The organism is Nocardia alba NBRC 108234 (assembly GCF_001612665.1).
Classification (GTDB): domain Bacteria; phylum Actinomycetota; class Actinomycetes; order Mycobacteriales; family Mycobacteriaceae; genus Nocardia; species Nocardia alba.
This window is the reverse complement of record NZ_BDAX01000002.1, coordinates 683,102-709,507: the sequence shown is the minus strand read 5'-3', so window position 1 is coordinate 709,507 and position 26,406 is coordinate 683,102. Positions and strand designations below refer to the sequence as shown.

At 68.7% G+C, this 26,406-nt stretch carries 29 protein-coding genes; 16 read left to right on the top strand and 13 right to left on the bottom strand.

Annotated features, from left to right (window positions below):
* Nucleotides 1-72 precede the first annotated feature (72 nt).
* Nucleotides 73-711 (top strand): hypothetical protein, encoded by a 639-nt coding sequence (locus tag NA12_RS04905; RefSeq protein ID WP_132369870.1) that lies wholly within the window; start codon nucleotides 73-75, stop codon nucleotides 709-711.
* A 1-nt stretch (nucleotide 712) separates the two neighbouring features.
* Here NA12_RS04905 and NA12_RS04900 read toward each other — a convergent pair whose 3' ends face one another.
* Together NA12_RS04900 and NA12_RS04895 are read right to left on the bottom strand one after the other, a co-directional pair.
* Complete coding sequence (locus NA12_RS04900) at nucleotides 713-2,125, bottom strand: MDR family MFS transporter (protein ID WP_067446458.1); 1,413 nt, start codon at nucleotides 2,123-2,125, stop codon at nucleotides 713-715.
* Between the two features lie 107 nt (nucleotides 2,126-2,232).
* Nucleotides 2,233-2,979 carry an IclR family transcriptional regulator gene (locus NA12_RS04895; protein ID WP_067446455.1) on the bottom strand — a complete coding sequence of 249 codons (747 nt, stop codon included), beginning with the start codon at nucleotides 2,977-2,979 and terminating at the stop codon, nucleotides 2,233-2,235.
* 212 nt (nucleotides 2,980-3,191) lie between these two features.
* Here NA12_RS04895 and NA12_RS04890 point away from each other — a divergent pair, with 212 nt between their 5' ends.
* Genes NA12_RS04890 through NA12_RS04855 form a run of 8 tightly spaced genes read left to right on the top strand, consistent with a single transcriptional unit; the run spans nucleotide 3,192 to nucleotide 10,752 of the window.
* Complete coding sequence (locus NA12_RS04890) at nucleotides 3,192-4,220, top strand: NrtA/SsuA/CpmA family ABC transporter substrate-binding protein (protein WP_067446452.1); 1,029 nt, start codon at nucleotides 3,192-3,194, stop codon at nucleotides 4,218-4,220.
* 1 nt (nucleotide 4,221) lies between these two features.
* Nucleotides 4,222-5,037, top strand: a complete 816-nt coding sequence (locus NA12_RS04885) for an ABC transporter permease (protein ID WP_067446449.1) — start codon at nucleotides 4,222-4,224, stop codon at nucleotides 5,035-5,037.
* Nucleotides 5,034-5,792 carry an ABC transporter ATP-binding protein gene (locus tag NA12_RS04880; RefSeq protein ID WP_067446446.1) on the top strand — a complete coding sequence of 253 codons (759 nt, stop codon included), beginning with the start codon at nucleotides 5,034-5,036 and terminating at the stop codon, nucleotides 5,790-5,792. The genes NA12_RS04885 and NA12_RS04880 overlap by 4 nt, the downstream gene beginning before the upstream one ends.
* Complete coding sequence (locus NA12_RS04875) at nucleotides 5,789-6,814, top strand: ABC transporter substrate-binding protein (RefSeq protein WP_067446443.1); 1,026 nt, start codon at nucleotides 5,789-5,791, stop codon at nucleotides 6,812-6,814. The genes NA12_RS04880 and NA12_RS04875 overlap by 4 nt, the downstream gene beginning before the upstream one ends.
* Nucleotides 6,811-7,911, top strand: coding sequence for an LLM class flavin-dependent oxidoreductase (locus NA12_RS04870; RefSeq protein ID WP_067446440.1), 1,101 nt, complete (start codon nucleotides 6,811-6,813; stop codon nucleotides 7,909-7,911). The genes NA12_RS04875 and NA12_RS04870 overlap by 4 nt, the downstream gene beginning before the upstream one ends.
* Entirely contained in the window at nucleotides 7,908-9,077 is a 1,170-nt protein-coding gene (locus tag NA12_RS04865) for an LLM class flavin-dependent oxidoreductase (RefSeq protein ID WP_067446437.1), read from the top strand. The genes NA12_RS04870 and NA12_RS04865 overlap by 4 nt, the downstream gene beginning before the upstream one ends.
* A 14-nt stretch (nucleotides 9,078-9,091) precedes the next feature.
* Nucleotides 9,092-9,811 (top strand): class II aldolase/adducin family protein, encoded by a 720-nt coding sequence (locus NA12_RS04860; protein WP_067446434.1) that lies wholly within the window; start codon nucleotides 9,092-9,094, stop codon nucleotides 9,809-9,811.
* Entirely contained in the window at nucleotides 9,808-10,752 is a 945-nt protein-coding gene (locus NA12_RS04855; protein ID WP_067446431.1) for an ABC transporter substrate-binding protein, read from the top strand. The genes NA12_RS04860 and NA12_RS04855 overlap by 4 nt, the downstream gene beginning before the upstream one ends.
* A 127-nt stretch (nucleotides 10,753-10,879) precedes the next feature.
* Here the strand turns inward: NA12_RS04855 and NA12_RS04850 are convergent, their stop codons facing one another.
* Nucleotides 10,880-11,428, bottom strand: a complete 549-nt coding sequence (locus NA12_RS04850; protein ID WP_067446428.1) for a hypothetical protein — start codon at nucleotides 11,426-11,428, stop codon at nucleotides 10,880-10,882.
* Between the two features lie 84 nt (nucleotides 11,429-11,512).
* Here NA12_RS04850 and NA12_RS04845 point away from each other — a divergent pair, with 84 nt between their 5' ends.
* Nucleotides 11,513-12,685, top strand: coding sequence for a sensor histidine kinase (locus NA12_RS04845; RefSeq protein ID WP_243654912.1), 1,173 nt, complete (start codon nucleotides 11,513-11,515; stop codon nucleotides 12,683-12,685).
* Nucleotides 12,682-13,326, top strand: coding sequence for a response regulator (locus tag NA12_RS04840; protein WP_067446425.1), 645 nt, complete (start codon nucleotides 12,682-12,684; stop codon nucleotides 13,324-13,326). The genes NA12_RS04845 and NA12_RS04840 overlap by 4 nt, the downstream gene beginning before the upstream one ends.
* A gap of 62 nt (nucleotides 13,327-13,388) precedes the next feature.
* Here the strand turns inward: NA12_RS04840 and NA12_RS33510 are convergent, their stop codons facing one another.
* Nucleotides 13,389-13,535, bottom strand: a complete 147-nt coding sequence (locus NA12_RS33510; protein WP_157106377.1) for a hypothetical protein — start codon at nucleotides 13,533-13,535, stop codon at nucleotides 13,389-13,391.
* Between the two features lie 280 nt (nucleotides 13,536-13,815).
* Between NA12_RS33510 and NA12_RS04830 the strand changes: the two genes are divergently transcribed.
* Both NA12_RS04830 and NA12_RS04825 read left to right on the top strand, forming a co-directional pair.
* The gene (locus tag NA12_RS04830; RefSeq protein WP_174551054.1) at nucleotides 13,816-14,106 is read left to right on the top strand and encodes a hypothetical protein; all 291 of its coding nucleotides are present in this window, start codon (nucleotides 13,816-13,818) and stop codon (nucleotides 14,104-14,106) included.
* A gap of 25 nt (nucleotides 14,107-14,131) precedes the next feature.
* Nucleotides 14,132-14,716, top strand: a complete 585-nt coding sequence (locus tag NA12_RS04825; RefSeq protein WP_067446416.1) for an NAD(P)H-binding protein — start codon at nucleotides 14,132-14,134, stop codon at nucleotides 14,714-14,716.
* A 34-nt stretch (nucleotides 14,717-14,750) separates the two neighbouring features.
* Here the strand turns inward: NA12_RS04825 and NA12_RS04820 are convergent, their stop codons facing one another.
* From NA12_RS04820 to NA12_RS04785, 8 genes are all read right to left on the bottom strand, one after another.
* Nucleotides 14,751-16,001, bottom strand: a complete 1,251-nt coding sequence (locus NA12_RS04820; RefSeq protein WP_067446413.1) for a serine hydrolase domain-containing protein — start codon at nucleotides 15,999-16,001, stop codon at nucleotides 14,751-14,753.
* 236 nt (nucleotides 16,002-16,237) lie between these two features.
* Nucleotides 16,238-18,976, bottom strand: a complete 2,739-nt coding sequence (locus NA12_RS04815) for a fumarate reductase/succinate dehydrogenase flavoprotein subunit (RefSeq protein WP_067446410.1) — start codon at nucleotides 18,974-18,976, stop codon at nucleotides 16,238-16,240.
* Nucleotides 18,973-19,716: an ABC transporter ATP-binding protein gene (locus NA12_RS04810; protein ID WP_067446407.1), complete on the bottom strand. Its 744-nt coding sequence runs from the start codon at nucleotides 19,714-19,716 to the stop codon at nucleotides 18,973-18,975. The genes NA12_RS04815 and NA12_RS04810 overlap by 4 nt, the downstream gene beginning before the upstream one ends.
* On the bottom strand, nucleotides 19,713-20,642 hold the full coding sequence (locus tag NA12_RS04805) for an ABC transporter permease (protein WP_243654911.1): 930 nt from the start codon (nucleotides 20,640-20,642) through the stop codon (nucleotides 19,713-19,715). Before NA12_RS04805 ends, NA12_RS04810 begins: the two co-directional genes overlap by 4 nt.
* Entirely contained in the window at nucleotides 20,639-22,069 is a 1,431-nt protein-coding gene (locus NA12_RS04800; RefSeq protein ID WP_067446404.1) for an ABC transporter substrate-binding protein, read from the bottom strand. The genes NA12_RS04805 and NA12_RS04800 overlap by 4 nt, the downstream gene beginning before the upstream one ends.
* Before the next feature lie 16 nt (nucleotides 22,070-22,085).
* Nucleotides 22,086-22,313, bottom strand: coding sequence for a 4Fe-4S dicluster domain-containing protein (locus tag NA12_RS04795; protein ID WP_067446401.1), 228 nt, complete (start codon nucleotides 22,311-22,313; stop codon nucleotides 22,086-22,088).
* Nucleotides 22,313-23,089 (bottom strand): GntR family transcriptional regulator, encoded by a 777-nt coding sequence (locus NA12_RS04790; RefSeq protein WP_067446398.1) that lies wholly within the window; start codon nucleotides 23,087-23,089, stop codon nucleotides 22,313-22,315. The genes NA12_RS04795 and NA12_RS04790 overlap by 1 nt, the downstream gene beginning before the upstream one ends.
* Before the next feature lie 188 nt (nucleotides 23,090-23,277).
* Entirely contained in the window at nucleotides 23,278-23,952 is a 675-nt protein-coding gene (locus NA12_RS04785; protein ID WP_067446395.1) for a PaaI family thioesterase, read from the bottom strand.
* 156 nt (nucleotides 23,953-24,108) lie between these two features.
* Here NA12_RS04785 and NA12_RS04780 point away from each other — a divergent pair, with 156 nt between their 5' ends.
* Nucleotides 24,109-24,765, top strand: a complete 657-nt coding sequence (locus tag NA12_RS04780; protein ID WP_067446392.1) for an HAD family hydrolase — start codon at nucleotides 24,109-24,111, stop codon at nucleotides 24,763-24,765.
* Nucleotide 24,766: 1 nt separating this feature from the next.
* On the opposite strand, the gene NA12_RS04775 is transcribed toward NA12_RS04780, so the two are convergent.
* Nucleotides 24,767-25,291: a DinB family protein gene (locus NA12_RS04775; protein ID WP_067447482.1), complete on the bottom strand. Its 525-nt coding sequence runs from the start codon at nucleotides 25,289-25,291 to the stop codon at nucleotides 24,767-24,769.
* Between the two features lie 179 nt (nucleotides 25,292-25,470).
* Here NA12_RS04775 and NA12_RS04770 point away from each other — a divergent pair, with 179 nt between their 5' ends.
* Both NA12_RS04770 and NA12_RS04765 read left to right on the top strand, forming a co-directional pair.
* Nucleotides 25,471-25,965: a hypothetical protein gene (locus NA12_RS04770; protein WP_067446389.1), complete on the top strand. Its 495-nt coding sequence runs from the start codon at nucleotides 25,471-25,473 to the stop codon at nucleotides 25,963-25,965.
* A gap of 190 nt (nucleotides 25,966-26,155) precedes the next feature.
* Nucleotides 26,156-26,365 (top strand): hypothetical protein, encoded by a 210-nt coding sequence (locus NA12_RS04765; RefSeq protein ID WP_067447480.1) that lies wholly within the window; start codon nucleotides 26,156-26,158, stop codon nucleotides 26,363-26,365.
* Nucleotides 26,366-26,406: the final 41 nt, after the last annotated feature.

Genomic DNA, 26,406 nt, shown 5'->3' with positions numbered 1-26,406 from the left:
TCGACGGTCGTCGGTCTGCGGAATAACCGCGCCGGTAGTGAATTTTATTGCGGTGCAGAGAGAATGGACACCATGGATTGGACCAATGTGGCGGTTGCCTCGATCACGGTTGTCGGCACGCTCGGGGGCGGCATCGTGACCCAGGTGTTCGCGATTCGCAGCAAGCGAATCGACACGAAGGCGCAACGTGACAATCGAGCGGAGGAATTGCGGGAGCTCACCCGCAAAGAGGCCACCGATGAGAAGCGGACGGTCTACGCGAGCCTGAACACCACGGCGCATTCCTGTCGTACGGCGATCCGGCACCATCTCGACGACAAGTGCGGCGGGCACACTCCTGACCTCGCGAAGCTCGAGGCGGCCCGAGAGGCCTTGCGCGACAGCTATTCCCGTGCGCAGATGGTGGTGTCTGACCGGGCGCTCGACTTCGCGTCCGAGGTGAATCGCAGCCTCGACGTGGGCTATCGAGCCGCGATCGATATCGACGCCAACGACGCCGTGGCGGTGGCGGCGCTCTACGGTTTCGTGGACGACTCGCTGGGCTTCGGTGTCCGCGTCCTGCGTCGAGCGATCCGGGAGGATCTCGGGATCGAACCCGGGGCCGATGCCGATCTCGACGGCCACCTCGTCGTGCTCAGGTCGAATCGCCACGAGTTCGTCCGCAAGGACACCTCCGACACGGCCACTCACCAGCTCGACGCCCTCGGCTGAGCTACTCAGGTCGGCGGATACCGCCCGGCATCGTCGCGGCGGCGACGAGCATGACGACAGCCATGGCGAGCACCGCGATGAAGACCAGGTGGATGCCATGGGCGAGTTCGCCGGGTGCCGGGTGGTCGGGGTCGTGGATGCCCGCGTTGACGATGGCACCGAACACCGCGACACCCACCGCGCTGCCCAGGGAGCGAGCGAACATGTTGGCAGAGGTGACGACGCCGCGTTCGTGCCATTCGGCGCTGGCCTGGGCGGCGATGAGAGTAGGCGAGGCGACCAGGCCCATGCCCGCGCCGATCAAGAAGCAGGAGGCCGCGATCTGCCACGGGCTCGTCTGCGGGCCGACGAGCAGCGTGGTCGCGCAGCCGAGCACGGCGATCGTGCTGCCGATGACGCCGCTGGTCCGGAAGCCCCAGCGCAGGTACAGCCGTCCGGACAGGGTCGCGGCGAGCGGCCAGCCCAGTGTGAGCCCACCGACGGCGAGCCCGGCGACCAGGGCGGTGGTCCCGAGCACACCCTGAGCGAAAGTCGGTACGTAGGAGGTCAATCCGAGCACGACGGCGCCGACGACCAGCGAGACCGTGCTACTCGCGACCACCACGCGTCGAGTGAAGATCCACAACGGCAGAATCGGATTCGGCGTCCGCATTTCGACGATCGTGAACAGTGCCAGCACCGCCACGCTGCCGGCGAACAGCGTGACCGAGATCGGCGAGGTCCACTGCCAGGCCTGACCACCTTCGAGCAGAGCGAGGATCAACGCACCTGCGCCGACGGTGAGCAGGACCGCGCCGAGATAGTCGATGCGCTGGGTGCGGCGCACCGCCGATTCGGTGAAGTTGCGCACCAACATCGCGGCCGCGACCGCGCACAGCGGCAGATTGATCAGAAAGATCCACCGCCAGCTCAGATGGTCGGCGAACAGGCCGCCGAGCAGTGGACCGAGCACGGCCGAACTCGCCCACACTCCGGCCAGATAGCCCTGGACCTTGGCGCGTTCGGCCAGGGTGTACAGATCACCGGCGATCACCATCGTCATCGGCTGGATGGCGCCCGCCCCGATGCCCTGGATCGCCCTAAAAGCGATGAGTGCCACCATGCTCGTGGCCAGGCCGCACAGAAGCGATCCCGCCGCGAACGCCGCGATGCCGAACAGGATCACCGGCTTGCGCCCGACCGTGTCGGCGAGCTTGCCGTAGATCGGCACCGTAACAGCTTGCGCGAGAAGGTAGATGGAGAACAACCACGGGAACATCGCGAACCCGCCGAGGGTGTCGGTGATGGTGAGGACCGCAGTCGCGATGATGGTGGAGTCGAGCGCGACCAGCCCGGTGGACAGCATCAGCGAGGCGAGGATCGCGCCCCGTTCGGAGCGCAGGCCCACTGCCGGGCTCGCGGTATCGGTAGCCACCGAGGTCCTTTCGTTGCTCCGACTCAGTACGCGATCGAAGGTATCGGCCGCACGACTGTTCCCGCGCGCCCTTTTCCCAGCATGTGGCGCGATCGGTTCGGCGCGGCTCAGTCCTGCGCGAACCGCGCGGCGATCTCGGCCGCGGTGACCCTGGCCAGTTCGACGAAGAACGGCACCCGTTCGTCGATCATCAAGGTGACAGGTCCGCGCAGGCCGAGCGCGAAACGGCAGCCGCCCTGTGGGTCGAGGATCGGCAGGCCGATGGTGCGAAACCCTGGATCGAGCTCGCGGTCGTTGAACGCGTAGCCACGGTCGCGGGTCGCGATCAGTTCGGCGCGAAGCTCCTCCGGTCCCGAGACCGATCGCTCCGTGCCCTCTTCGTAGGGCAGCGAACGCAATTCGTCGTCCCCGGCATCGGTCCAGGCGAGCAGCGCCTTGCCGAGTGCGCTGGCGTGCAGGGGAAGTCGGACGCCTTGCAGTTCGTGGCCGTCGCTTTCGCGCCACCGGCTGGTACCGAGCAGCACGGCGTGAATGCCGTGGCGGGTGGCCACCGAGCAGGTCGCGCCGGTCGTGGCGGCCAACTGTTCCAGGTAGGGCTCGGCGAGGTAGATCCGATGCTGGCGGTAGGCGATCTGGCCGTATTCGGCGAGGGCGCCGCCCATGCGGTAGCGGCTGGACTCGGCGTCCTTCTCCAGGAACCCGGCCTGCACGAGTGCGGCGAGGAGTCGATGGGTGGTGCTGACGGCCAACCCTTGGGCGCGAGCGACTTCCGAGACCCCGCGCTCCTCGCCGCCGCGGAAGCAGTCGAGTACCGACAGGGCCCTGGTCACGGTCTGCACGCCGGAGGTCTCCACAGCACCGACGGTAACACAGGCGTTCGATCAGTAGCCGGTCAGAACTTCCGATATATGGAAAGAATGACCGCTGTGGTGGGGGATTAACGCCATAGAACGACAACTGCTGCCGTGTCAAGCTTTCCGATCCGTGGAAAGCCATACCTCGTTCGGCCCGCCGCCCGCTCCTACGCTGCGAAGGCATCAACCCCCAGCCCCGAACAGGAGCCCCGATGTCCCGCAGGCTGCCGGCCTTCTCGCGGATCGCCCTCGCGATCCTCCCCGTAGCCCTTATTGCGGCGTGTGGCTCCACGCCGGAACAGGGGGAACAACCCACGTTCGTGCTCAAGGTCACCGACCCTGGCAACAGCGGCCCGCTCGCGGTCGCCAAGCGCGACGGCAGCTTCGACGCCGCCCTGGCCCCACTGGGCGCCAAGGTCCAATGGGTCAGCACCACACCGGGTTTCAGCTCCATGCTCAAGCTGTTCAACACCGGCGAACTCGATGTCTCCGGCGCCGCCTTCAGTCCCGTGGTCGGTGCGCTGTCCAAGGACGTGGGCGTGAAGATCGTCGCCGTCGCCGACCCTGCGGGCCAGGATCAGAGCGGCATCATCGTCACCCCGGAGTCGGGGGCGACCACCGTGGCCGGTCTCGTCGGCAAGCGGATCGCGGTGAATCCGGCGGGTAAGGGCGAGTACATCACGCTCAAAGCGCTGGCTCAGGCCGGCATTCCGGCCGACAAGGTCACTCGGGTGCCGTTGCAGCAGAAGGACGCCGCCTCGGCGTTCGCGACCGGCAAGGTCGACGCGTGGGCGTCGTTCCTGGTGCCATACCAGGAGGCCAAGGCCGCGGGTGCGAAGGAGATCGCCACCGAGAAGTCGATCGGTTCCAAGGACAACACCGTCGTGGTGTTCCGGACCGAGGTCCTCGACAAGCGTCCCGATATCGCCGCGAAGTATCTGGAAGTCCTGCAGGGCCTGACCGCGAAGCAGAAGGCCACCCCCGCCGACTTCGAGAACGTGTTCGAGAAGACCGGCCCGCGCGCGCTGACCGGTGACCGGCTCGCCGACGCGGTCCGGGTCGGTGGGGAGGCCACGGTGCCCCGGCTGCCCGCCGCCGCCGATGCCACCGACCTGGCCGATGTGGTGAACACCTTCGCCGACAACGGGGTCATCACCCGCCGCATCACCGCCGCCGACATCTTCTACGACCTGAAAGCCAAACTCACCCCCGAACAGCTCGCGGCACTGAAGGAAAAGTGAGATGAGCACCCTCGCATTGGCTCCACCCCGGGCGCGCGTCGCCCGGCAGCGGCCCCGCTGGCTGTCGCTGAGCCTGCGCGCCGTCCTGCCCGCCGCGATCGTGCTGTTCTGGTGGGCGGGCTCGGCCGGCGGTGCCATCTCGCCGCGGGTCATCGCGGGCCCCGGCGCGGTCTGGTCGGCCTTCGTGGAACTGTTCGACAGCGGCCAGCTGGTCGACTTCGCGCTCGCCTCGTTCTGGCGCGCGGCCGTGGGCGTGGCGATCGGCGTGGGGGTCGGGCTGCTGCTCGGCCTGCTGTCGGGCCTGTCGAGCCTGGGCGAGGAGCTGGTCGACTCGACCATGCAGATCGTGCGCGCGGTGCCGTTCCTCGCGCTGGTGCCGTTGTTCATCGCCTGGTTCGGCATCGACGAGCTGTACAAGGTGGCGCTCATCGCGGTGGCGACCACCGCGCCGATGTACGCCTACACCTACCTCGGCGTGCGCAATGTCGATCGCAAGATGGTCGAGGCGGCACGCAGTTTCGGGCTCACCGGGACCAGGCTCGTCGTCGAGGTGATCGTGCCCGCCGCGCTGCCCGGCATCCTGATGGCGCTGCGGGTGTGCCTGTCGATCAGCATCACCGCGCTCATCGCGGCCGAGCAGGTCGGTACCCAGGAGGGCGTCGGCTACCTGGTGACCCTCGCCCAGGAATACAACCGCACCGACTACATGGTGCTGTGCGTGGTGCTCTACGCGCTGCTCGGTCTGGTGTTCGACGCACTCGTGCGGCTGGCGGAACGCTACGCGATGCCGTGGCGCAAACAGGTGGCGATCCGATGACGACAACAGCGGCCGCACCGATCCAGGCGGCGAAACAAGCACCGGTCGCGGTATCGATCACCGGACTGCGCAAGGCGTTCGGCGAGAAGACGGTGCTCGACGGCGTCGATCTGACCATCCGTCGCGGCGAGTTCGTGGTGCTGCTCGGCCCCAGCGGCACCGGCAAGACCACGCTGCTGCGCCTGCTCACCGGGCTCGAAACACCGGATGCCGGTGAGGTATTGGTGCCCTCGCGGCGAACGACGGTGTATCAGGAACCACGATTGATCCCGTCGAAGCGAGTGCTGGCCAACGTGATCGTCGGGCTGCGGCGCGGCAAGCCGCAGCGCGAAGCCGGGCTGCGCGCACTCGACGAGGTGCAGCTCGAGGGCAAGGCCGGACAGTGGCCCGCCACGCTGTCCGGTGGCGAGGCGCAGCGCGCCGCACTGGCCAGGGCCCTGGTGCGCGAACCGGAACTGCTGCTGCTCGATGAGCCCTTCGCGGCGCTGGACGCCCTCACCAGACTCCGGATGCAGGACCTGGTCGGCGATCTCGTCGCCCGGCACCGCCCCGCTGTCCTCATGGTCACCCACGACGTCGACGAGGCGATCCGGCTCGCCGACCGGGTGATCATCCTCGACCGCGGCGCTTTCGCCGTCGACGAGGTGATCGACCTACCCCGTCCGCGCGATCACGCGGCACCCGAAACCCTCGGTTACCGCACGCGATTCCTCGCCCAGCTCGGCGTCGGACCACACCCAAGGAGCCTGTCATGACCGAAACCCTGTGGTACACCCGCTGCCCCGTGCCGACCGCCAGCGGTCTCGCGCACAGCCTGGGCTGGCTCGGCGAGACCGCGACCGACGCGGGCCTCGAATTCGGTGTCCTCCAGGACGCGGGTCCCGAACTCGCGGGCCACCACTTCTCCCACGATCTGTCCGGGCTGATCCGCGAGGGTGGCAATGTGCCCGCGCTGGCCGCCCGCGCGCAGGGCTCGCCGACCCGGTTGATCGGTCTCACCTGGATCGACGAGTCCCAGGCGATCCTGGTCGGGCCGGATTCGCCGGTCACCGACGCGGCGGGACTGGCCGGTCTGCGCATCGGTGTTCCCGCCTGGGCGCAGGACCAGGCCCGCAGCTTCCCGCGCGCGATGGCGCTGCACGGTTTCGCCAACGCCCTGCGCCCGGCCGGGCTGACCCTGTCCGATGTTCGTGTCGTCGAACTCGCCGTCGAGCGAGATCCGCAGGTACGCACCGAGATCCAGAGCGCGCGTCGCTCGACGACCTGGGGTGTGGCGGAACTGCTCGATGGCAAGGTCGACGCGATCTACGTGAAGGGCGCCAGGGCCAAGGAGGTGGCGACGGAGAACGGCCTGCGGGTCGCGTTGGATCTGGATGCCTCGGCCACCAAGCACCTGCGGGTCAACAACGGCACCCCGCGCCCGATCACGGTGCATGCCGATCTCCTGGAATCCCGGCCCGAGGTGGTCATCGGCTTCCTCGCCCAGAGCTTGCGCGCCGCCGACTGGGCGGCGGGTGACCTCGACGGCGTGCGTGCGGTCTTGCAGCGCGAAACGCTGTCCGGGCCCGACGGCGTCGTCGCCGCTTATGGCAACGAGTTCCATCGCGGCCTGCATCCCTCGCTCACCGCCGAACGCGTCGAACTGCTGGGCGTGCAGAAGCAGTTCCTCTATACCCATGGGTTCCTGGCCGCCGACTTCGATCTCGAATCCTGGGTCGCCCCTGAGCCGTTGGCGCGCGCACGCGAGCTCGTCGCGGCCGAGCGGGTGCCCGCATGACTGAGTTCCTGTGGCGGCTACCCAGCCGCGGCGACGGTCGCCGCGCCGACCGAGGGCAGCGCGGTCGAGGTGGTTTCGGCCCGTCGACGCCTGCCCTCGAGACCACCGACGTGCGGCCCGGCCGCTTCGGTCCGTTCGACGATCTCGCCCAGATCGTCGACGCCGCCGAACTGACCGGATTCGACGGAGTGCTCGCGCCCTACGATCCACTCGGCGAGGAATCCTGGATCGTGGCGGCCGCCGCCCTGCGCGCCACCCGCTACACGCGGGTCACCGTCGAATTCCAGCCCGCTTTCGGCACACCGGTCTACGCGGCCAAGGTGTCGGCGACACTGCAGCGCCACTCGGCGGGCCGACTGAACTGGCGGCTCGCCGTCGACACCGACGATGCCGAGGCCCGCACGCGCGGCGATCGCGTCACCGGCGACGAGCGCTACGACCGCGCCGCGGAATTCCTCACCGTCGCGCGTGGCGTCTGGAACGAGAACGACATCGGCGCGGCGGGATTCGCGGGTACCGGCTTCGACTACGCGGGCCGATACTACGACGTCATCGACGGGGGCTTCCGCGGCATCCTGTCCGGTCTGCCGTTCCCGACCGTCCACCTGAGTGGCACTTCGCCCGCCGCGCTGGCCTTGTCCGCCGCGCACGGTGACGTCCATCTGTTCGTCGAGCAGCCCGACGGAATCTCCTCCGCCGTCACCGAATTGGAGCAGCGAGCCGCCTCGGCGGGGCGCCGGGTGCGGGCCGGTCTCGAGTTGCCGATCATCGCCAGGGAGACCGAGGACGAAGCGTGGGCCAGGGTCCACCGCCAGTGGGACGAGCTCGGGCGCCCCGATACCGCCGCCGAACACGCGCTCGGTGACGGACGCTGGGCGGGCTTCGACGCATTCGGCCACGCCCAGCGAATCGGCCTGGTCGGCAGTTACGAGCAAGTGGCCCAACAGCTCTCGGCATACCGGGCAACAGGGGTGCGGACCTTCGTGCTGTCGGGCCACCCCAATATCGAGGAAATCCATCGCGCGGGCGAACACCTGCTGTTCCTCGCCGACCCGGATGGCCGCACACTCACCACCGCGCAGGAGCTCACCGCATGACCATCGACGTCTACTGGCGCATCGGCATGGAAGGCGACCACGCCTCCCTGCGCACCCCGCGCCGCTACAACCGGGGCAACGCGGGCGGCTACGGGCCCGGAAATATCGCACCTGCCATTCGCGGTGGCGCACTCGATCACTACAGCTACCTCGATCACGTCGCCGCGGTCGCCAAGGCCTCGGAATCGGCGGGCTTCCTCGGCGGGCTGCTGCCCTCGTTTCCGGTGACCGACGACCCGTGGGCCGTGGCCGCCGCGCTCGCCGCCGAAACCACCACCTACCGCTTCATGGTCGCCTTCCAGCCCGGCTTCCTCCATCCCGTGCAGGCGGCCAGGATGTCGGCGAGCCTGCAGCGCGCCACCGGCGGGCGACTCGTCTACAACATCATCAGCGGTGGCGGCGGACCGGCCCAATTATGGTGGGGCGACAAGGTTTCCCATGACGACCGCTACGCGCGAACGAGCGAATTCCTCGACGTGCTGCGCGGGGTGTGGGACGGCGAGCCCTTCGACCACGACGGTCGCTTCTTCGGCACCGAGGGCGCCGCCCTCCCGCCCGGCCTGGCCGGACAGCCGTTCCCCGAGGTGTATTTCTCCGGTTCCTCGGGCGCCGCCGTCGCCGCCGCGGGCCGCCACGCCGACTACTACCTGTCCTGGCTCGAGCCCTACGCCGACCTGCGCGCCAAGTTTGACGGCGTCCGCCGCAACGCCGAAACAACCGGCCGCACCCCGAAGTTCGCGGTCCGCATCGACATCGTCGCCCGCCACACCGAGGAAGCGGCCTGGGCCGAGATCGAGAAGGGCTGGGCCTTCGTCGACCGTGACGCCGCCAACCGTGCCGCCAAGGGCGACTCCGTCGGGGCCGCCCGCATCACCGGCTGGGTGCCCGAGACCATCACCGGCTACCGCGATCTGGAAGTCCAGCCCAATGTCTGGTGCGGCTTCAGCCTGATCCGCGGCGGCCCGGCCTTCGGCCTGGTCGGCAGCTACGAGCAAGTCGCCGAGCGGCTCGACGAACTGATCGAACTCGGCGTCGACGCCTTCATCCTCGCGGGCAACCCGCATCTGGAGGAGGCCTACCGAATCGGCGAGGAAGTCCTTCCCCTCCTCGGCCGTTCCCGCCTCACCACCCCGTCCACCGACACCGTCCTCGCGACGGCCCGATAAACGCAGGAGTAACTGTGACCACCACCGAAACCCGTCTGCCGGAGGCGGTCGCCGCCTTCGTCGACGCGGTCACCCGCGAGGCCGATACCGCGATCCGGGTGTTCCGTGAGACCGGGACCGTCAGCGGCAACGGCACCGTCAATTTCGTCGAGCGAGTGCCCGGCGAGGAGATCGCCGTCGCCCTCAACGCACCGGGACCGTGGGCCGCTGACCGGACCGTCGAACCCGTCGTCGCCACCTTCGACGGAGAAGTGCTGTCCGGCAGGGGATCCGCAGGGTTCGTGACCGGGTACGCGAAGGTGTTCCGCGCGCACCCCGAGATCACCTCCGTCGTCCACATCCACACGCCGTGGCTCGGCGGCTGGGCCCAGACCCATCGCACGCTGCCGATCCGCTATGCCGCCTCGCAGCGACTCACCCTGTCGCGCGAGATCCCGCCGCACATCGACCGCACGGTCGGCGCGGGCGATTTCATTCTCGGCCGCCTCGCGGTCGACCCGCACCTGGTCGCGATCTTCGAGGCCAACGGTGGCGCGAATGTGCTCGGTCGCGCGGGTCTGCTGGAGCTGGCGAAGTTCGTCGTGCTGCTCGAGGAGGGCGCGCAGTATCAGGCGATCGCCGAAACTCTCGGCGGCTCGGTCGAATTCGATCCGTCGAACCTCGCCGTGCAGTGGCAGCGCAGTGGGCTGGCCGACGAGGCCCGTCGTCTCGGCCTGATCGGGGACGCGCGATGAGCATTCGGGTCGGCTACTTCCCACACAACAACTCGCTGTTCGTCCTGCGTCATCGCGGGATCCTGGAACGCCTGCTGCCCGAGGTCGAATGGGTCGATCTGCGCGCGCTGCCGCACCCCGACCGGGTCGACCCGAAAACCGCACTGCCGAGCGAACATTCGGACTGGCTGTTCACCGAGGGCGGCTACGACATCATCGGTACCGGCTTCACGCCGCCGCTCACCGCCCTCGCCAACCAGCGCGACATCGTCTACCTCGGGATCTCGGGCCCGCGAGTGGAGAACGGCAGGCTGGTCGCGACCGCGGCGAGCGGCATCACCTCCGCCGCGGACCTGAAAGGCAAGCGGGTCGGGATCGCCCACGGTTCGTGGCAGACCACACTGCTGCTGTTCGCCCTCGACCAGGCGAGTCTCACCTGGGCCGATGTCGAACCGGTCGACGTCGACGTGCGCGGCGGCGGCGCCGCGCTGCTGGCCGGTGAACTCGACGCCTGGGTCGGCACCTACCCCGGGCTCGGGGAGGTGGAGGCCGCCACCGAGCTCACCACGCTGGTCGACACCGCCTCGGTGTTCAGCCATCCGTCGCTGTGGTTCACCCGCCGTGATCTGGCCGAGGACAACCGCGCCGCGGTGGAAGCGGTGCTGGCCGCGCTGCAGGAATCCGATGCCTGGATCGCCGCGAACCCACGCGCGGCCGCCCAGTACTTCGTCGACGACGCCGAAGCGCGTGGCATCCCCGCCGATCTGGACGCCTGGGAGGCGGCGCTGCGCGGCCGCCCGTTCGGCGTGCGACCGGTGAGTGAGGACTTCCTCGACGAACAGCAACGCGCCGCCGATCTCCTCGCCGCGAACGGGCTGCTCCCGCACACGGTCGATGTGCGGTCCGCCGTGCTGGGATGGGTCGGTTCGGTCGTCACCGCTCAGGCGGCTGCCGCCGTCTGAGCCCGACACGACGATGCCCCGGGTGCTCGACGCGATCACCCGGGGCATCGTCGGATATCAGCCCTGTCAGCGGACTTGCTGGTCGGTCCGCGCCGAGATCGCGGCGAACACCGGTCGTTCCGCGTGCTCAACCGCGTCGCGAACCCGTCACCCACACCGGCCCGGTGAGCAACCAGATCACGGTGATCACCCCGAGGCTGCCGAACACTCCCATCAACTGCTCGCGCTGCGTGGCATCGGCGACGGTGTAGCTCAACACCAGGGTGAGGGCGCCGGCGATGGCCGCCGCACCGAGCCAGCGGGAGAAATCGGCCCATTCCTTGCGGGAGCGTTGCGGCCCGTACTTCGGGACCTTCACCGGGGCCGGACCGCCCGCGAATCGGTGGGCGAATCGCTCGTCGGCCCATCGGATCATCCGCCCGCCGAACATCACTGTGACACCCAGATAGATCCCGGCGACGCGATGGGCGAAGCTCACCTCGCCGCCACGGTGCAGGTCGATCGCCACCGCCGCGACCAGCACCACATCGAGTACCGGCACCGCGGCCAGCGCCACGGCGCTCGCCCGCGGCGATCGGAGCACATAGCGCAGCAGCAAGCCGACGACCACCAGCACCCAGAAACCGACTTCGCAGGCGGCGATCGTCAGCAGTACCGGGTTGCTCAGTTCGTTCATCGCTTCACTGTGGCGGGCACGCCGGTCCGCCGTCGTCCCGCTTGTGGTCCATCGGCCGTCCGCCTTTCGGGGGACTCGGCCCCGGTGGACGATGTGCTCCAATGGGGCATGCTCACGTCCCGCACGCTGCTGAGCCGGCTCGCGGATGTCTTCGACAGCTCGACGGCGGCCGCCGTCGGGGTGTTCCTGGTGGGTGTGCTGTTGTGGGCGGCAGGCGGCTGGGCAGTCGCGGCCGACCGCGATCTGTATCCACCACCGGCGAAATTGGCGCTGTTGTGCGCGGCGTTCGCGATCCAGCTCACCGCCCAACGCAGACCCGCGCTCGCCTTCGGCCTGATGATCGCGCTGCTCGCCGGTGACTTCGTGCTCGGTCCATCGCTGCCGCTGTGGATCGCGCTGACCGACGTGATCTTCCTGGCGGTCAGCGCCGGATCCGACCGGCTGGGCACGGTGGTCGGTTGGTTCTCGGTGACCGTGACCCTGGGCGGGTCGTTGCTGGCACTCACCGTGTTCGGGGTCAGAGCGGCCTTCTACACCGGTTTGATCGGGGTCGCGCTCACCTGGTCGCCGCTCGGGTACGCCCGCGCGGTGCGGGCTTCGCGGCGCACGGTCGAGGCCGAACGGGCCGCGGCCCGCGCCGAACTCACCGCCCGCGACGCCGAGCGGTCCGCCGCGATCGGCGAGGAGCGCCGACGATTGGCCCGTGACCTGCACGACGCGGTGGCCGGCCACGTCAGCGCCGTCGCGATCCTCGCCGAAGTCGCCATGAAGGATCCCGGCAACACCGCGGTGCTGGCGACGATCCGCTCGGGCAGCCTGGCCGCGGTCGAGGAGATGCGCACGACCATCGAGCTGCTCACCGCGCCCGACGACACCGTGGTCACCACTCGACTGGCATCCCTGGACGGCCTGATCGACGCGGCCGAGGCCGCGGGCGGCTCGGTGACCTTGCGCCGACCCGCCGACCTCGCGCTACCCACCGCCGTGGAAGCCGTCGTGACCCGGATCCTGAGCGAGACGCTCGTCAACGCGACCAAACACGCCCCCGGTGCGCCCCTCGACATCGCCTTGCGCCGCGACGCGACACGATTGGTGGTGACCGCCACGAATCCGATACCACCCGGCAGCGTGGAAGGTCGAGGAAATGGCCTGCGCAACATGATGTTTCGCGCGGAATCGGTAGAGGGCACCATCACCGCGGGCGCGCGGGACGGTACCTGGCGGGTGTGCGCGCGAATTCCCCTGGGAGACAAGTGACAGTCACAGTGCTGGTGGCCGACGACCACGCCACTATCCGTGCGGGCCTGCGAATGCTGCTCGAGGTGTCCGGCGCGGTGCGGGTGATCGGTGAGGCGGCCGACGGCGCCGCCGCGATCCGGCAAGCCAGGGCCCTGAGCCCCGATGTGGTGCTGATGGACGTGCGGATGCCGCGCGTCGACGGCTTGGCCGCTACCGCCGCTGTCGTCGCGCAGACCAGCGCGAAAGTGCTGGTCCTCACCACCTTCGCGCTCGACGAGTATGTCCTCGGCGCGCTCTCGGCCGGTGCGAGCGGATTCCTGCTCAAGTCCGTCGGTGGCGACGACCTGGTCAGCGCCGTGCTGGCGGTGGCCGACGGCGACGCGGTCCTCGACCCGAAGGTGACGCGCGCGGTGATCGCCGCGTTGCCCCGTGCGGCCGACATCGCGCCCCCGCCCGATCTGTCCGCGCTCACCGACCGCGAGCGACAGGTGCTCGCCGGTCTCGGCGCCGGCCTGTCCAATAGCCAGATCGGCACGCGCCTGCGCATCGGCGAGGCGACGGTGAAAACGCATGTTTCCCGGGTGCTGAGCAAACTCGGCGTGCAGTCGCGGGTGCAGGCGGCGGTGATCGCATCGCAGTCCGGTCTCGATCTGCACTGAGCGCGAAACCGACGATGTCCCGGTACCGCGTCGGGTACCGGGACATCGGGTCGGAACAGGGCTCAGCGTGCGGGGTGCGGGTCGGACTTGTTCGGACTATTGCGGCGTGATTCATACCAATAGGTCAGGGAGACGGTGGCGTAGGAAGCCACCACCACTGCCGCGGTGACCAGAAGGAACGCGACGAACAGGGGAATCAGGAAAGCCATGGTGCCCTCCTCGCGGTACGGTAGTCGTGCGATGAAGGTGGTGGTCAGCGCCTCGTCGCGCCGAATGTGAACGAGCCCCGCACGTTCGATACTAGGGGCACGGCGCGACGCGGGCACGCATCCGCGACTGTGACTGCGGTCATGGTTTGCGCGGAGTGTCACCCACGTCACCGATCCGCTCATCAGGTTGAATGTTCAACATCTCTGGGTTCTACCGCGTCACGAGTTCTCGACATCGGCTTCACCACGAACAACCGACGAAGGAGCACCGATCGTGAGCATGATCCTGGCCGCTGTGCACGACACCTACGGCATCGTTGTCGCCCAGGTGGGCAATCCCACGCCGGAGGCACCGCCGATGGCCGAGAAGGTAATGCAGCTGGGCCGGTATTTCACCTGGATGATCTTGCTTTCCGGGGTCACCGCCATTACCTACGGGGGCGGCCGCTTCGCCTGGGAGAAGTGGAACGGCGGCGGCCTGCAATCGCCGAAGATGATCGCCAGCGCCATGGCGGGCGGCGCGGTCGCCACCAGTGCGGGCACGATCATGAACGCGGTCATCGGAGCCTGATCGTCGGCCCCGCTAGGCTCGGGGCGTGCGTATCTTCCTCGCGGGCGCCACGGGCGTCATCGGATCACGGTTGCTGCCGCTGCTGGTCGGCGCGGGTCACGCGGTCGCCGGCCTGACCCGATCCCCCGAGAAAGCGGCGGCGGTCCGCGCGAGCGGAGCCACCGCGGTGGTCCACGACGTCTACGACGGCGAGGGCCTGACCACCGCGGTGGTCGACTTCGCCCCCGACCTGGTCATGCACCAGCTCACCGACCTCCCCGACGAGGTGGCGCGCTTGGCCACCGCCGGTGCGGCGAACTCCCGCATCCGCACCGAGGGCACCGCCAACCTGCTCGCGGCAGCCGCAGCCGCGGGGGCGAAACGCTTTCTCGCCCAGAGCATTGCGTGGTCGCCGCCCGCCGGCCGTGGTGACGCGATCGCGACCCATGAATCGGCTGTCCTCGCCGCGGGTGGTGTGGTCCTGCGCTACGGCCAGTTCTATGGTCCCGGAACGTACTACGAGTCGGCACCACCGGCGCCTCCGCGTATCCACGTCGACACCGCCGCCGCGCGGACGATCGACCTGCTCGAAGCGCCGAGCGGCGTCGTGGTCGTCGTCGACCCGCAGTAGCGGCGCCGCGTGGTGGCCTTCCTGGCCGCCGCGATCAGGGACGAAAGAGCCGGCCGGCCGGGGGCAGCGGGCGCAGGGTATCGGAGATCTGGGCGACCAGCTGCCACGGTCGACCGAGATCGGTGGTCGCCTTGCCGTTGGTCAAAATGGCCCCCGACAGGCCGCGATCGGGATCGGCCCAGCCGTACTGGGTGGTGAGACCGCTGCGGCCGAAATGCGAGCCGGTGTCGCGGCCGAACTTGGACCGGCGCGCGCCGAGCTCGAACCCGGCGCGACTGACGCGGCCCGCCACCCCGAGCATGCGATCGGCGGGGGCGATCGCCTCGCGCAGGGTGCCGGTTTCTATGATTCTCGTGCCGTCCAATTCACCACCGCGCGCCAGGATCTCGTAGAAGCGGGAGAGTTCGTAGGCGGTGGTGACGAGGTTGCCGGAGGGGAGTTCGGCGGCCAGGAACGCGTCGTTGGTCGCCTTCGACGCCTTGTCCAGATGGCCGCCGAGCGCCTTGTTCGCCAGGAATCGGGCGAGACGGGGTTGCGGTGGCCCGGTTTTCACGCTCGGCACGACCTTGTCGACATCGGCGGGATCGACGCCGAAGTTGTTCCAGCGGAAGCCGAGTGGCGTCAGTACCTGCTCGGCGAGGTGTTCGCGCATGCGCTTGCCGGTCGCGCGCTGGACGAGTAGGCGCTGGATCAATCCGCTGGTCAACGCGTGGTAGACGCGAAAACGTCCGGGCGCCCAGCTCGGCACCAGGTCGGTGAGCGCGGCGAGGGCCAGTTCCTCGTCCAGGACCGCCGCGGTTCCGCTGTGTGGCGCGGTGATGAACGGGATACCCGCCGAATGCGACAGCACATCGCCGACCGTGATCACGCCCTTGCGGTGGGACGCGAACTCGGGGATATAGTCCGACACACGGTCTTCCAGCCCGAACGCGCCCTGTTCGATGAGCATGAACATCAGGGTGGCGGCGACACCCTTCGCGGTGGAGAACCCACAGAACAGTGTCTCCGGTGTCGCCAGGATCTTCTCGGCGTCGGGTGCGTCGCTCGGCGCGTTGCCCCAACCGTGACCGATCGTCCGGTTCAGCACGATCCCGCCGTTGCGGCGCAGGCACACCTGGATGGCGGGGGTGGTGCCCATCGCGTACCAGGTGCGCACCGACGCCCAGATCGCCTCGACATCGGTACGGCTCGACCCGACGTCGGCCGGATGGTCCTCGTGGCCGAACGTCGTCACCGCGTCCAGGTCGTCGGAGACCGTCACCAGCGTGGCAGGAAGTGCGCTCATCGGCCCAGCCTACCGACGGTGAGCTGTGATTATCCTGAGCGCGCTACCCGGTGAACGGTGGCATAGCGCCGTCGCACGGTCCGTGAACTCCGGCCCGTGAGGACCGAGATCGTGGATCTCACCCGAGTGCTCGTCGGTGACCGATCGCCGCTGTCCGACATCGACGGCACTCGACCGGAGCAACGTCGATCGTGTCGCACCCGCGCTGCGACAACGCCGCCACGGCGGTGTGCCGATCACGCCCTGGCCTCGGTCAGTTCGGCGTCGGCGCGAACAGGGTCGACCGGGGTGCGACCGGCGGCGGTCACCGCGCGGCGCGCGTAGGCGCGGACGTCGGCGTCGGGATCGGTGATCGCCGACTCCAGCGCGTCGAGGGCGGCGGCGCTACCCGGCCAGGTGGACAGGGCGAGTACGGCCGCCTTGCGCACATCGAGGTGACGGTCGGTGAGTGCCTCGCTCAGGGGCGCCACGCCCACCTCCGGTGTCGAACCGGCCAGCCCGCGCGCGGCGCCGACCCGCACCTGCCACGCGGAATCACGCAGTGCCGCACCGAGTCCGGCGACATCGGCGTCGGCGGTGCCGAGCGCCGCGTACGCGGTGAGCGCGGCGGCGCGGACCAGGGGATCGGGGTCGCCCGCGAGCCCGCGGATCACCTCGACACCACCGCCGCCGATCGAGGCGAGTCCGTGCGCGACCGCGATACGCGCCTCGCGGTTGACATCGCCCGCGATCGAGGAGACCGCGTCGGCGTCGTCGAGCGAGACCAGTGCGCGCACCGCCTCGATCCTGACGCGATGGTCGGAATCACCCAGTGCCGCACGGAAGTCCGACCCGGACCCCGCCCGCAGCGCGCGCAGCAGATCGACGACGGTCGCGCGGACGAGCGGGTCGGGGGAGTTCAGATGCTCGCTCAGCGCCCCGGCGCCGGCGAGCACCTCCACCAGTTCCCGCAGGCTCTCGGTGGCCGCGCGGCGCACCGAGGCGGCCTCGTCGCCCAGCGCCCGGATGAGCTCATCGGCGAATCCGTCGGGGGTGTTCTCGGTGAGCACCGACAGCGCCGCCACTCGCACGACCGGATCGGGGTCGGTGAGATAGCTCGAAAGATCCTCGACCGCAGGAGAATCCAGTGCCAGCAGGGTGACAAGCCGAGGTGAAGACGGCGACACCCGCGCCGCCTCGGTGCGCGCGGGGGCTTCGCGCTGCGGCGCGCGCGTTCCCACCAATGCGGGCTGGGCGATCACCTCGACGATCGCCTCAGCGGAGGGCACATCATCGAGGCCGGGCACCGGCACGAGGTACGGCGCCACCGATCGTTTGACGAATTCCATCTCGCCGTCGACGGTCTTGCGTAGGTTCAAATGGAAGTTCCACGACTCGTCGTCGCGATCGGGCAGGTCCGCGCGGTCGTGATAGAGGCCCCAGCGCGACTCGGTCCGGGTCAGCGAACTCCGCGACGCCATCTCGGCGCAATCGCGAATGAACTGCACCTCGACGGCCCGCATGAGTTCGTGGGGTGTCTGCGCGCCGATCCCGTCGACCTCGGCGCGCATCCGCTCGAAGGTCTCGACGGCGATCGACAGCTTGGCCGCCGTCTTCGGCGGCGCCACATAGTCGTTCACGAACCGGCGCAGCTTGTACTCGACCTGTGGCTGTGGCGGGCCCTCGGGCTGACGCAACGGCCGGTAGATCAGTTCGTGCGCTTGCGCGAGCTGATCCTGGGGCAGATCGGCGGGCATCGCGAGTTCGGTCGAGGTGGCGGCCGCGTGCGCACCGGCCAGATCGCCGTAGACGAACGCCCCGATCATGTAGTTGTGTGGCACGCACGCCAGATCGCCCGCCGCGTACAGGCCGGGCACGGTGGTCCGCGCGTTCTCGTCCACCCAGACCCCGGAGGCGGAATGTCCACCGCACAGGCCGATTTCGGAGATGTGCATCTCGATATCGTGGGTGCGGTAGTCGTGGCCACGGTTGGCGTGGAAAGTCCCGCGTGTCGGCCGCTCGGTGGTGTGCAGAATCGATTCGAGCGTCGACAACGTCTCATCGGGCAGGTGCGACACCTTGAGATAGATGGGCCCGCGCGCGGATTCGATCTCCTGCTTCACCTCGGCCATCATCTGCCCCGACCAGTAGTCGGAATCGACGAAACGTTCGCCCTCGGCGTTGACCTGGTAGCCGCCGAACGGATTGGCCACATACGCGCAGGCCGGACCGTTGTAGTCCTTGATCAGCGGGTTGATCTGGAAGCACTCGATCCCGGAGAGTTCGGCGCCGGCGTGATAGGCCATCGAGTAGCCGTCACCGGCGTTGGTGGGGTTCTCGTAGGTGCCGTAGAGATAGCCCGAGGCGGGCAGACCGAGTCGACCGCAGGGACCCGTAGCGAGAATCACCGCTTTCGCGGCTACCTCCACGAATTCGCCGGTGCGCGTGTTCAACGCGGCCGCGCCCACCGCGCGTCCGCCCGCGGTGAGCACCCGCACCGGCATCAGCCGGTTCTCGATCCGGATCTTCTCCCGCATCTTCCGTTGTCGCAGTACGCGATAGAGCGCCTTCTTGACGTCCTTGCCCTCGGGCATCGGCAGCACGTACGACCCCGACCGGTGCACCCGGCGCACCGCGTACTCGCCGTACTCGTCCTTCTCGAACTTCACCCCGTACCGCTCGAGACGTTGCACCATCGCGAAACCCCGTGTCGCCGTTTGATACACGGTGCGCTGGTCCACGATGCCGTCGTTGGCGCGGGTGATCTCGGCGACGTAGTCCTCCGGCTCGGCCTTGCCGGGGATGACGGCATTGTTCACGCCGTCCATGCCCATGGCCAGCGCACCGGAATGGCGCACATGCGCCTTCTCGAGGAGCAGTACGTTCGCGCCGGACTCGGCGGCGGTGAGCGCGGCCATGGTGCCCGCGGTTCCGCCGCCGATGACGAGTACATCGCAGTCGAGGCGAACGCGGTCGGACAGTTCGGGAATGTTCACAGGGACTCCAGGATTCGGGCCCGCAGGGCGCTCCGGTCGACCGGTTCGCGCGGGTCGGGTACCTCGACGATCGCGCGCAGCGAACCCGCGCCGAGTACGGCGATCCGGTCGCCGAGCAGCAGGGCTTCGTCGAGGTCGTGGGTGACGAAGACGATCGTGGTCGGGTGCGCGCGCCAGGTGTCGACCAGCAGACGCTGCATTTCGGCCCGGGTCTGGCTGTCGAGCGCGCCGAACGGCTCGTCCATGAGCACCGCGCGGGGCGAACCCGCCAGGCTGCGCGCGAGCTGAACTCGCTGGCGCATCCCGCCGGACAGATCGCGCGGCAGATAGTCGGCGTAGGCACCGAGGCCGACCTCGTCGAGCCAACGCCGCGACCGTGCCGCCCGGTCACCGCGCGAGACGCCGCGAAGACGCAGCGCCAGATCGATATTGGCGCGCGCGGTGCGCCACGGCAGCAGCGCGTCGTCCTGGAACACCAGCGCGCGATCGGCCGACGGACCGGTGACGGTGTCGGCATCGGCGCGGATCACCCCGGCGGCGGGCTTGCGCAGTCCGGCGATCGCGCGCAACAGGGTCGACTTGCCGCAGCCGGATTTGCCGACCAGGACCAGGATCTCCCCGGCCGCGACCGTCAGGTCTAGATCGTGCACCACGGTTTTGCGGCCGTAACTGATCCGCACGGACTCGAGGTCCAAGCGCATGCCGACCGAGACGGCGGGTGCGGCGGTGGTGGTGGTCATGACGCGACCTCTCGCGGCAGCCAGCGGGTGACCCGACGGCCTGCCAGTTCGACGATTCCGGAGGTGAGGAAACCGAGCACGCCGATGGTGATCATCCCGACGAACACGGCCGGGTAGTCGACGATGGTGTAGGACTGCCAGGTGCGGTAGCCGATACCGAGTCGGCCGGAGATCATCTCCGCCGAGATCAGGCAGATCCAGGCCACGCCCATACCCACCGACAACCCGCTGAACACGCCGGGCAGGATGCCGGGCACGACGACCCTGGTCAGCACCTCCCGCCGCGACGCGCCCAGCGTGCGGATCGCGTCCTCCCAGATGGTCGGCAGCGCCCGCGTCGCGTGCCGGGTGCTCACCAGCACCGGGAACAGCGACGCGGTGAACGTGATGAACACGATGCCGGATTCGTCGCTGGGAAACAGCAGGATCGCCACCGGCACCAGCGCGATCGCCGGAATCGGCCGGATCAGCTCGGCCAGCGAGCCGAAGACATCGGCGAGCAGCCGCGACCGTCCCAGGCCGATGCCCGCCAGCACACCGACGACCGCGGCCAGCCCGAATCCGGTGACGATCCGGATCAGCGACTGCGCCACATCGAGGTAGTACTGGCCGGTCCCGAGATGCTCACCGAACTCGGCGACGATCTCGGTGACCGTCGGCAGCGTGTCGAACCGCAGCCCCGCGCGGACATCGCCCGCGGTGAGCAACTGCCACAGGCCGATCGCGGCCGCCACCGAGGCGACTCGGATCGTTCGTGACACCCATACCGACCGGGCGGGCACGTCGTGATCGGCAGTGTCGGTACGCGAATCGCCGTCGACGACAGGAATATCGTCGGGCCGAGCGGACGCGACAGTGCGGGACGGGGCCGCGTGGAGGTTCTCGTCGGTCTCGATCGCGGCGACCTGGCCGGATACCGTGCTCATCCGCGGACTTCCGTCACGGCCTGCTCATAGGAGAGCGGCGCGGCGGCGGGATGGGTGGCGCGGTAGCGGTCGGCCGCTGCCTGCGTGGTGAACGGCAGGTACCGCGCGCCCTCGCGCAACCAGATGGCCTTGTCGGCGAACCATCGGGTTCCCAGTTCGGCATCGGGGACATACACCGCGCGAATCGTCTTGCCCTGTGCCTTCGCAGCCTGAACCGCCCGCAACAGGCAGCCGGGGTTCGCAGCGGGTTGCGGCTTGTCCGCGCCGTCGACCCAGACTTCACCGGCCAGCGCCGGATCACTCACCGCGACAGCGCAGATCGGATCGGTTCCGGTCACCTTGCTCGGGTTGACCCCCGACGCCAGCGCCGCGTCGTAGTCGCCACGACCGGTCTCGGCGAAGGCCCGACGCAGCGGGCCGTCCTGGACGAAGGCGTCGATATCGAGATCGGCGAAATCGCCGATCGACTTCAGGTAGTTCACGTCGTCCTTGAACGCCGCGATCAGGTTCGCCTTGAGTGTGGTGTCGAAACTGGTACCGCCGGGTCCGTTGTAGAGATACACGACCTCTCGCGGCAGGCCGGACCCCTTGGCGACGAGATCGGCTGCCTCGAAAGGTTTCTCGTTGAGGAAGGTCGTCGCGTCCAGTTGCGCGGCGAGGAACGCCTGCAACACCTCGGGATGGTCGGCCGCGTAGGTTCGGCGCGCCACCACCCCGTGGAAGGTCGGCACGTTCAGTTCGGCGCCGTCGTAGAGCAGTTTCGCCTTGTTCTGCTGCACCAGCAGACCCGGCCACGCCACGAACTGCGACAGCGCGCTCACCTGGTGCGACTCCAGCGCGGTCGCCCCCACCTGCGGCTGCTGGTTGAGCACCTCGACCCCCTTGGCCGGGTCGATCCCGGCCCGGCTCAGCGCCTGCACCAGGGTGCCGTGGCCGGCCGAACCCACGCTGGCCGAGATCTTCTGCCCGGCCAGATCGGTGAGCGAACGCGCGGGCGAGTCGTTGGGCACCACCACCATGTTCAGCGCGCCCTTGGGGTTGTAGCCGGTGATCGACACCAGTTCGGTGCGTGCGCGCTCGTTGGCCTGCGTGCGAGATCCGTTGATCAGCAACGGGTAGTCGCCCATCGAGCCGATGTCGATCTTCTCGGCCACCATCTGGGCGGTGATCGGCGCGCCGGTGTCGTAGTCCTGCCACTCCACCTGGTATTTCGCGCCACCGCCGTCGGTGATCTTCTGTAGCCGCTGCTCCAGGTAGCCCTGCGCTTTGAGCAGCGTGCCCGCGGTGACGGTGTTGATGGTCTTGGACTGGTAGCCGATGACGACCTTGACGGTGCCCGCCGGCGCGGCATCGGAACTTTCGAGCGAGCAGCCCGCCGCGGTGAGCGCGAGAGCCAGTGCGACAGGGGCGAATCGAGTGATCTTCATGCGTGGGAATCCCGGTTCAGCGGAGCAGATAGGGCATGTTGACGGTGACGGCGCCGGTGGGGCAGCGGGCCGCGCAAGGCCCGCAATACCAGCACTCGTCGACGTGCATGTAGGCCTTGCCCGAATCATCCCGGATGGCAAGGGAATCGAGCGGACACATGTCGACGCAGAGCGTGCAGCCGGTGATGCACAGCGATTCGTCGATCGTGACCGGGACGTCGGCGCGCTGGGGGACCAGTGCCATTACAGGACCTTCCATTCGGGGGTGCTGCGGGTGAGGCTGCCGCGCATCGTGATGCGGTCACCGCGCATGCGGATGTATTCGAGGTCGACGGGGCGGCCGTCGTCGAGGTGGGTGAGACGTTCGAGCATCAGCAGCGGCGCACCGGCCGGAGTGTCCAGGGTGGTCGCGGTGTGCGGGTCGGCCGCGACGGCTTCCAGTGCGAGGTCGGCGGCGCCGAGCGACCGTCCGGTGACCTGTTCGAGCAGCACGAACACATCGGTGGTCTCGAGATCGTGGGCGAGCACCTCGGCGCCGATATCGGGCGCGAGATAGGTGAGGTCCAGACTCAGCGGCAGATCGGCGAGAAACCGCAGGCGCTCGATGTAGACGACCTTGTCGCCCGGCGCCAGCTCGAGCCGGCGTGCGACGGCAGGGGGCGCGGTGATGGTGGTGGCGGCACGGACCTCGTTGCGGACGGTGCCGTGCCCTTTGAGCGTCTCCTGCAGGCCGAGCAGGGCATCGAGGCCGTGGTCGAACTTGCGGGCGGCGACCCGGGTACCGAGTTTCGGGGCGCGGTCGATGAGTCCTTCGTCGCGCAGCAGCGCCAGCGCTTCGCGGACGGTATTGCGGGAGGTGCCGTGCTCGGCGGCGAGTTCCTGCTCGCCGGGGACCGTACCCGCCACCGCGCCCGCCAGGATCTGGTGGCGCAGGATATCGGCGACCCGGCGCGCCCGATCGGCGCGCTGACCGCGGATCGGGGTGGGCTCCGTAACCCCTGTTTTCTCGCTGACCTGCATGAACAGCGACGATAGCGGCGATTTCGCGGCACTACGCCCGCCGTGATCACGGGGTGAATTCAGCGGATGTTTCTACGCCGGGAGGCGGTTCGCGCGACCTGCGGGTATCGGCGACGAAACCGCTATTGCGCCACCTCGGTGGCGCCGGCCGACATTGCGATCACGTCGATCGCAATGTCGGCGCGCGGTCACGGCTGGCCGGGGTTGAGCACGATGAACAGACCCTTGGCCTCGGCGCACAACCGCTCGTCGTCGTGCAGCGTCGCGCGAAGATACACCTTGCGGCCCTCGACGCGTTCGGTCCACGCCCGCACCGTCAGCTCGCGATTGAGCGGTGTGATCGACCGGTAGTCGAGGGTGAGCGAGGCCGTACGGGTCACCGATTTGGTGGACAGCGCGGCGGTCATGCCGATGATGTCGTCGAAGGCGAGGGCGATGTGCCCACCGTGGGCGGCGTTGTTGCCGCCGAGGTGGAAGGTACGGAAGGTGACCTTGGCCGTGACGCCGTCGCTGTCGCCGCTGATCACCGTGTACGGCGGCAGCGTGATATTGCCGCGCGCGGGTAGGTCGGTGCGGGACCAGCTGGGCGAGGACCACTCGTCTGTCACCGCCTCGTCGAGCCGGGAGTTGAGCTGTTCGAGGGTGGCGATGGACTCCTTGGCGAGCTCGTCGGACGGGTTCACCAGCCGTGCCCGGTCCATCAGCGCGCGGACCTGGTCGATCAGCTCGCCGTAGTGCGGTCCGCCCACCGTGTTGTGCAAGCCGCGTTCCTTGCGTGCCTGGATCAGCTCGGCAACCGGCCGGAATCCGCCTTCGTGATGCTGCTCGTCCGGAAGCGAGCTGCCGACCTGTGTATCGTCCATATGCAACACGTTATCGCTGCCGAGCTGGATGTTCGCGCCGGGGATCGGTGTCGAGTCAACTACGCTGGGTCCCGATCACCGAGTAGGTCCTTGGTACCGGAGCGTCGGCGCACCACCGGTGGTGTCCCTCCGGGTGAGCGGCGAAAGGCTGAACGCATGGGTATCGCGGCGGTTGTGTTCGATATGGACGGCGTGCTGATCGACTCCGAGCCGATCTGGGAACAGGTCAGGCACGAGTACGTGGTTCTCAAAGGCGGCCGGTGGCAACCGGATTCGCAGAAGAAGATGATGGGCATGAACACCGTCGAGTGGTCGTCGTATCTGGCCGACGAGCTGGGCGTGGCCGAACCGGCCGACGAGGTGGCCGCCGCTGTCATCGACCTGATGGCCGACAAGTACGCGCACCACGTTCCCCTGCTGCCCGGTGCGGTCGACGCGGTGCGCCGGTGCGCGGGTTCGTGGAAACTGGGCCTGGCCAGTTCGTCACCGGCCACCGTGATCGACCTGGTGCTCGCGAAATCGGGGCTGCTCGACTATTTCACCGTGGTGCTGTCCACCGAGGAGGTCGGGCGCGGCAAGCCCGCTCCCGACGTCTACCTCACCGTCGCGCAGCGCCTCGGGGTGGAGCCGAACGACTGTACGGCCGTGGAGGATTCGACCAACGGTCTGCGCTCGGCCCACAGCGCGGGAATGCGGCTGATCGCGGCGCCGCGCCCGGAGTTCCCGCCATCGCCCGACGCGCTCGCCCTGGCCGACGTCGTCATCGACGATCTCGACGAGCTCACCTCCGGTGTGGTGACCGGCGGCGCCTGACTCAGAAGCTGCCGGTGACGCCGTCGATCCGCTCGCGCAGCAGGTCGGCATGGCCGTTGTGGCGGGCGTATTCCTCGATCATGTGCAGATACACCCAGCGCAGGGTGTAGTCGTCGCTGCGCCACGGGACGTGGAACACGTGATCGAGGGAGAGCGCGGCGACCGCGGCGTCACAGGCGGCGACCTCGGCGTGGAAGGCTGCGAAAACCTCGTCGGCGGGCAGGGCCGCGACGTCGTCGAAATCGGCGTCGGGTTCGGCCTCGGTACCGTAGACCGGTTCGATCTCCTCGCCCGCGGCCGAGGTCCGGAACCAGCCTCGCTCCACATCCGTGAGGTGCCGGACGAGGCCGAGCAGCGACAGCGAGGACGGCTCCACCGAGCGCGTGGCGAGCTGTTCACCGTCGAGTCCGCCGCATTTGCCGAGCAGGGTCTGGCGATGAAAGTCCAACCAGGACTGCAACATCGGCCTCTCATCCGCGCCGACCAGCGTCCTGGTGGGTTGGAGTTCGGGAGCTGTCCACGTCATCGGTGCGAGGCTACCCGCCGTCGTGTCGTGACGCAGTTCGATTTCGCCGACCGGTCCGCGTGGTCGGCCGGATGATCGGGTCGCCGCGCGCGCAGTTCCGGCCGAACAGACGCTGTACGCGTCACCCATTCATCGGTCCGGCTGTTCGGGGTTGTTCGCCGATCCGGCAGACTGACCCGATGGGTGCCCAGCGCGACGACCAACCCGAAGTCGTAGTCCACGTCGGCGACGGCTCGGCGCGACCGCACCCCGTCGACCCTGCCCGACCCGGTACCTCTGCCGCCGATCCGGCCCCCGAATTTCCCTTCCTGCTCCTCACCCGCGCCCCGGACGACCGCATCCAGGCGCGCTACCTCGACGACGGCACCTACGAACTCGAACACACCGGCGGCGCCGCCCATCGCCAGCTGTTCACCACCGACGCCCTGCTCGTCCGCGACATCGTGTGGTCCTGGATCCAACGCGACACCTGGTGGTCCGACACCGTCGCCTGGACCACGGTCGATCCCGCCATCGCCGAACTCCACGCCCTGCACACCGAACTGTCCGACATGCTCGACGGCATGTCCCTCATGGACACCGTGACCGACGAACTGGACCAGGCCCTCGCCCGAGCCGACGAACTCCTCGACAACTTCGACCCCGACTTCGACCCTTCCGATGACGCACCCTGATATCGCCGGGGCCCGAAATCTCATCGCCCGATTGGGCCTGAGTATCTCGGCCACGGTTCCCGAGGAGCAGAACGCGGAATACGGTGCGTTCGTACGTGCGGGGGACGGCTCGACCTCTACGAACCGATTCTTCGCTCGACGGTCCCGTCGCTGAGCGGCGATAAGCGCTGACGTGAATTACCCTGGCGCCGTGGGGTTTACCGACTATGGGCCGGGCGATGTCGTGTATTTCCCGGCGGGTCCGTTCAGCGGCATCTGTGGGGTCGTACGGGAGGTCGACGCGCGGCGCGCGGAATTGCGCATCGAGTTCGGGGAGGGAACCGTCCGTCGTGAGGGGAATGTTCTGCGCGAGCGTCGGCACACGCTGACCGTCGGATTCGGCGAGGTCGAGCTCATGTGATTCGACCGGAGTTCGTCTTGCGACATCAGTCGCTGGTGGGC

Excerpts from the sequence above, each read along its gene's own strand:
- NA12_RS33510 (WP_157106377.1), bottom strand. The coding sequence starts at position 13,535 with ATGGCTTTCCTGATTCCCCTGTTCGTCGCGTTCCTTCTGGTCACCGCG.
- NA12_RS04820 (WP_067446413.1), bottom strand. The coding sequence starts at position 16,001 with ATGAGCGCACTTCCTGCCACGCTGGTGACGGTCTCCGACGACCTGGAC.
- NA12_RS04870 (WP_067446440.1), top strand. The coding sequence starts at position 6,811 with ATGACTGAGTTCCTGTGGCGGCTACCCAGCCGCGGCGACGGTCGCCGC.
- NA12_RS04790 (WP_067446398.1), bottom strand. The coding sequence starts at position 23,089 with ATGCAGGTCAGCGAGAAAACAGGGGTTACGGAGCCCACCCCGATCCGC.
- NA12_RS04800 (WP_067446404.1), bottom strand. The coding sequence starts at position 22,069 with ATGAAGATCACTCGATTCGCCCCTGTCGCACTGGCTCTCGCGCTCACC.
- NA12_RS04855 (WP_067446431.1), top strand. The coding sequence starts at position 9,808 with ATGAGCATTCGGGTCGGCTACTTCCCACACAACAACTCGCTGTTCGTC.
- NA12_RS04770 (WP_067446389.1), top strand. The coding sequence starts at position 25,471 with ATGGGTGCCCAGCGCGACGACCAACCCGAAGTCGTAGTCCACGTCGGC.
- NA12_RS04885 (WP_067446449.1), top strand. The coding sequence starts at position 4,222 with ATGAGCACCCTCGCATTGGCTCCACCCCGGGCGCGCGTCGCCCGGCAG.
- NA12_RS04830 (WP_174551054.1), top strand. The coding sequence starts at position 13,816 with ATGATCCTGGCCGCTGTGCACGACACCTACGGCATCGTTGTCGCCCAG.
- NA12_RS04875 (WP_067446443.1), top strand. The coding sequence starts at position 5,789 with ATGACCGAAACCCTGTGGTACACCCGCTGCCCCGTGCCGACCGCCAGC.
- NA12_RS04905 (WP_132369870.1), top strand. The coding sequence starts at position 73 with ATGGATTGGACCAATGTGGCGGTTGCCTCGATCACGGTTGTCGGCACG.
- NA12_RS04785 (WP_067446395.1), bottom strand. The coding sequence starts at position 23,952 with ATGGACGATACACAGGTCGGCAGCTCGCTTCCGGACGAGCAGCATCAC.
- NA12_RS04865 (WP_067446437.1), top strand. The coding sequence starts at position 7,908 with ATGACCATCGACGTCTACTGGCGCATCGGCATGGAAGGCGACCACGCC.
- NA12_RS04850 (WP_067446428.1), bottom strand. The coding sequence starts at position 11,428 with ATGAACGAACTGAGCAACCCGGTACTGCTGACGATCGCCGCCTGCGAA.
- NA12_RS04880 (WP_067446446.1), top strand. The coding sequence starts at position 5,034 with ATGACGACAACAGCGGCCGCACCGATCCAGGCGGCGAAACAAGCACCG.
- NA12_RS04890 (WP_067446452.1), top strand. The coding sequence starts at position 3,192 with ATGTCCCGCAGGCTGCCGGCCTTCTCGCGGATCGCCCTCGCGATCCTC.
- NA12_RS04805 (WP_243654911.1), bottom strand. The coding sequence starts at position 20,642 with ATGAGCACGGTATCCGGCCAGGTCGCCGCGATCGAGACCGACGAGAAC.
- NA12_RS04795 (WP_067446401.1), bottom strand. The coding sequence starts at position 22,313 with ATGGCACTGGTCCCCCAGCGCGCCGACGTCCCGGTCACGATCGACGAA.
- NA12_RS04810 (WP_067446407.1), bottom strand. The coding sequence starts at position 19,716 with ATGACCACCACCACCGCCGCACCCGCCGTCTCGGTCGGCATGCGCTTG.
- NA12_RS04780 (WP_067446392.1), top strand. The coding sequence starts at position 24,109 with ATGGGTATCGCGGCGGTTGTGTTCGATATGGACGGCGTGCTGATCGAC.
- NA12_RS04775 (WP_067447482.1), bottom strand. The coding sequence starts at position 25,291 with ATGACGTGGACAGCTCCCGAACTCCAACCCACCAGGACGCTGGTCGGC.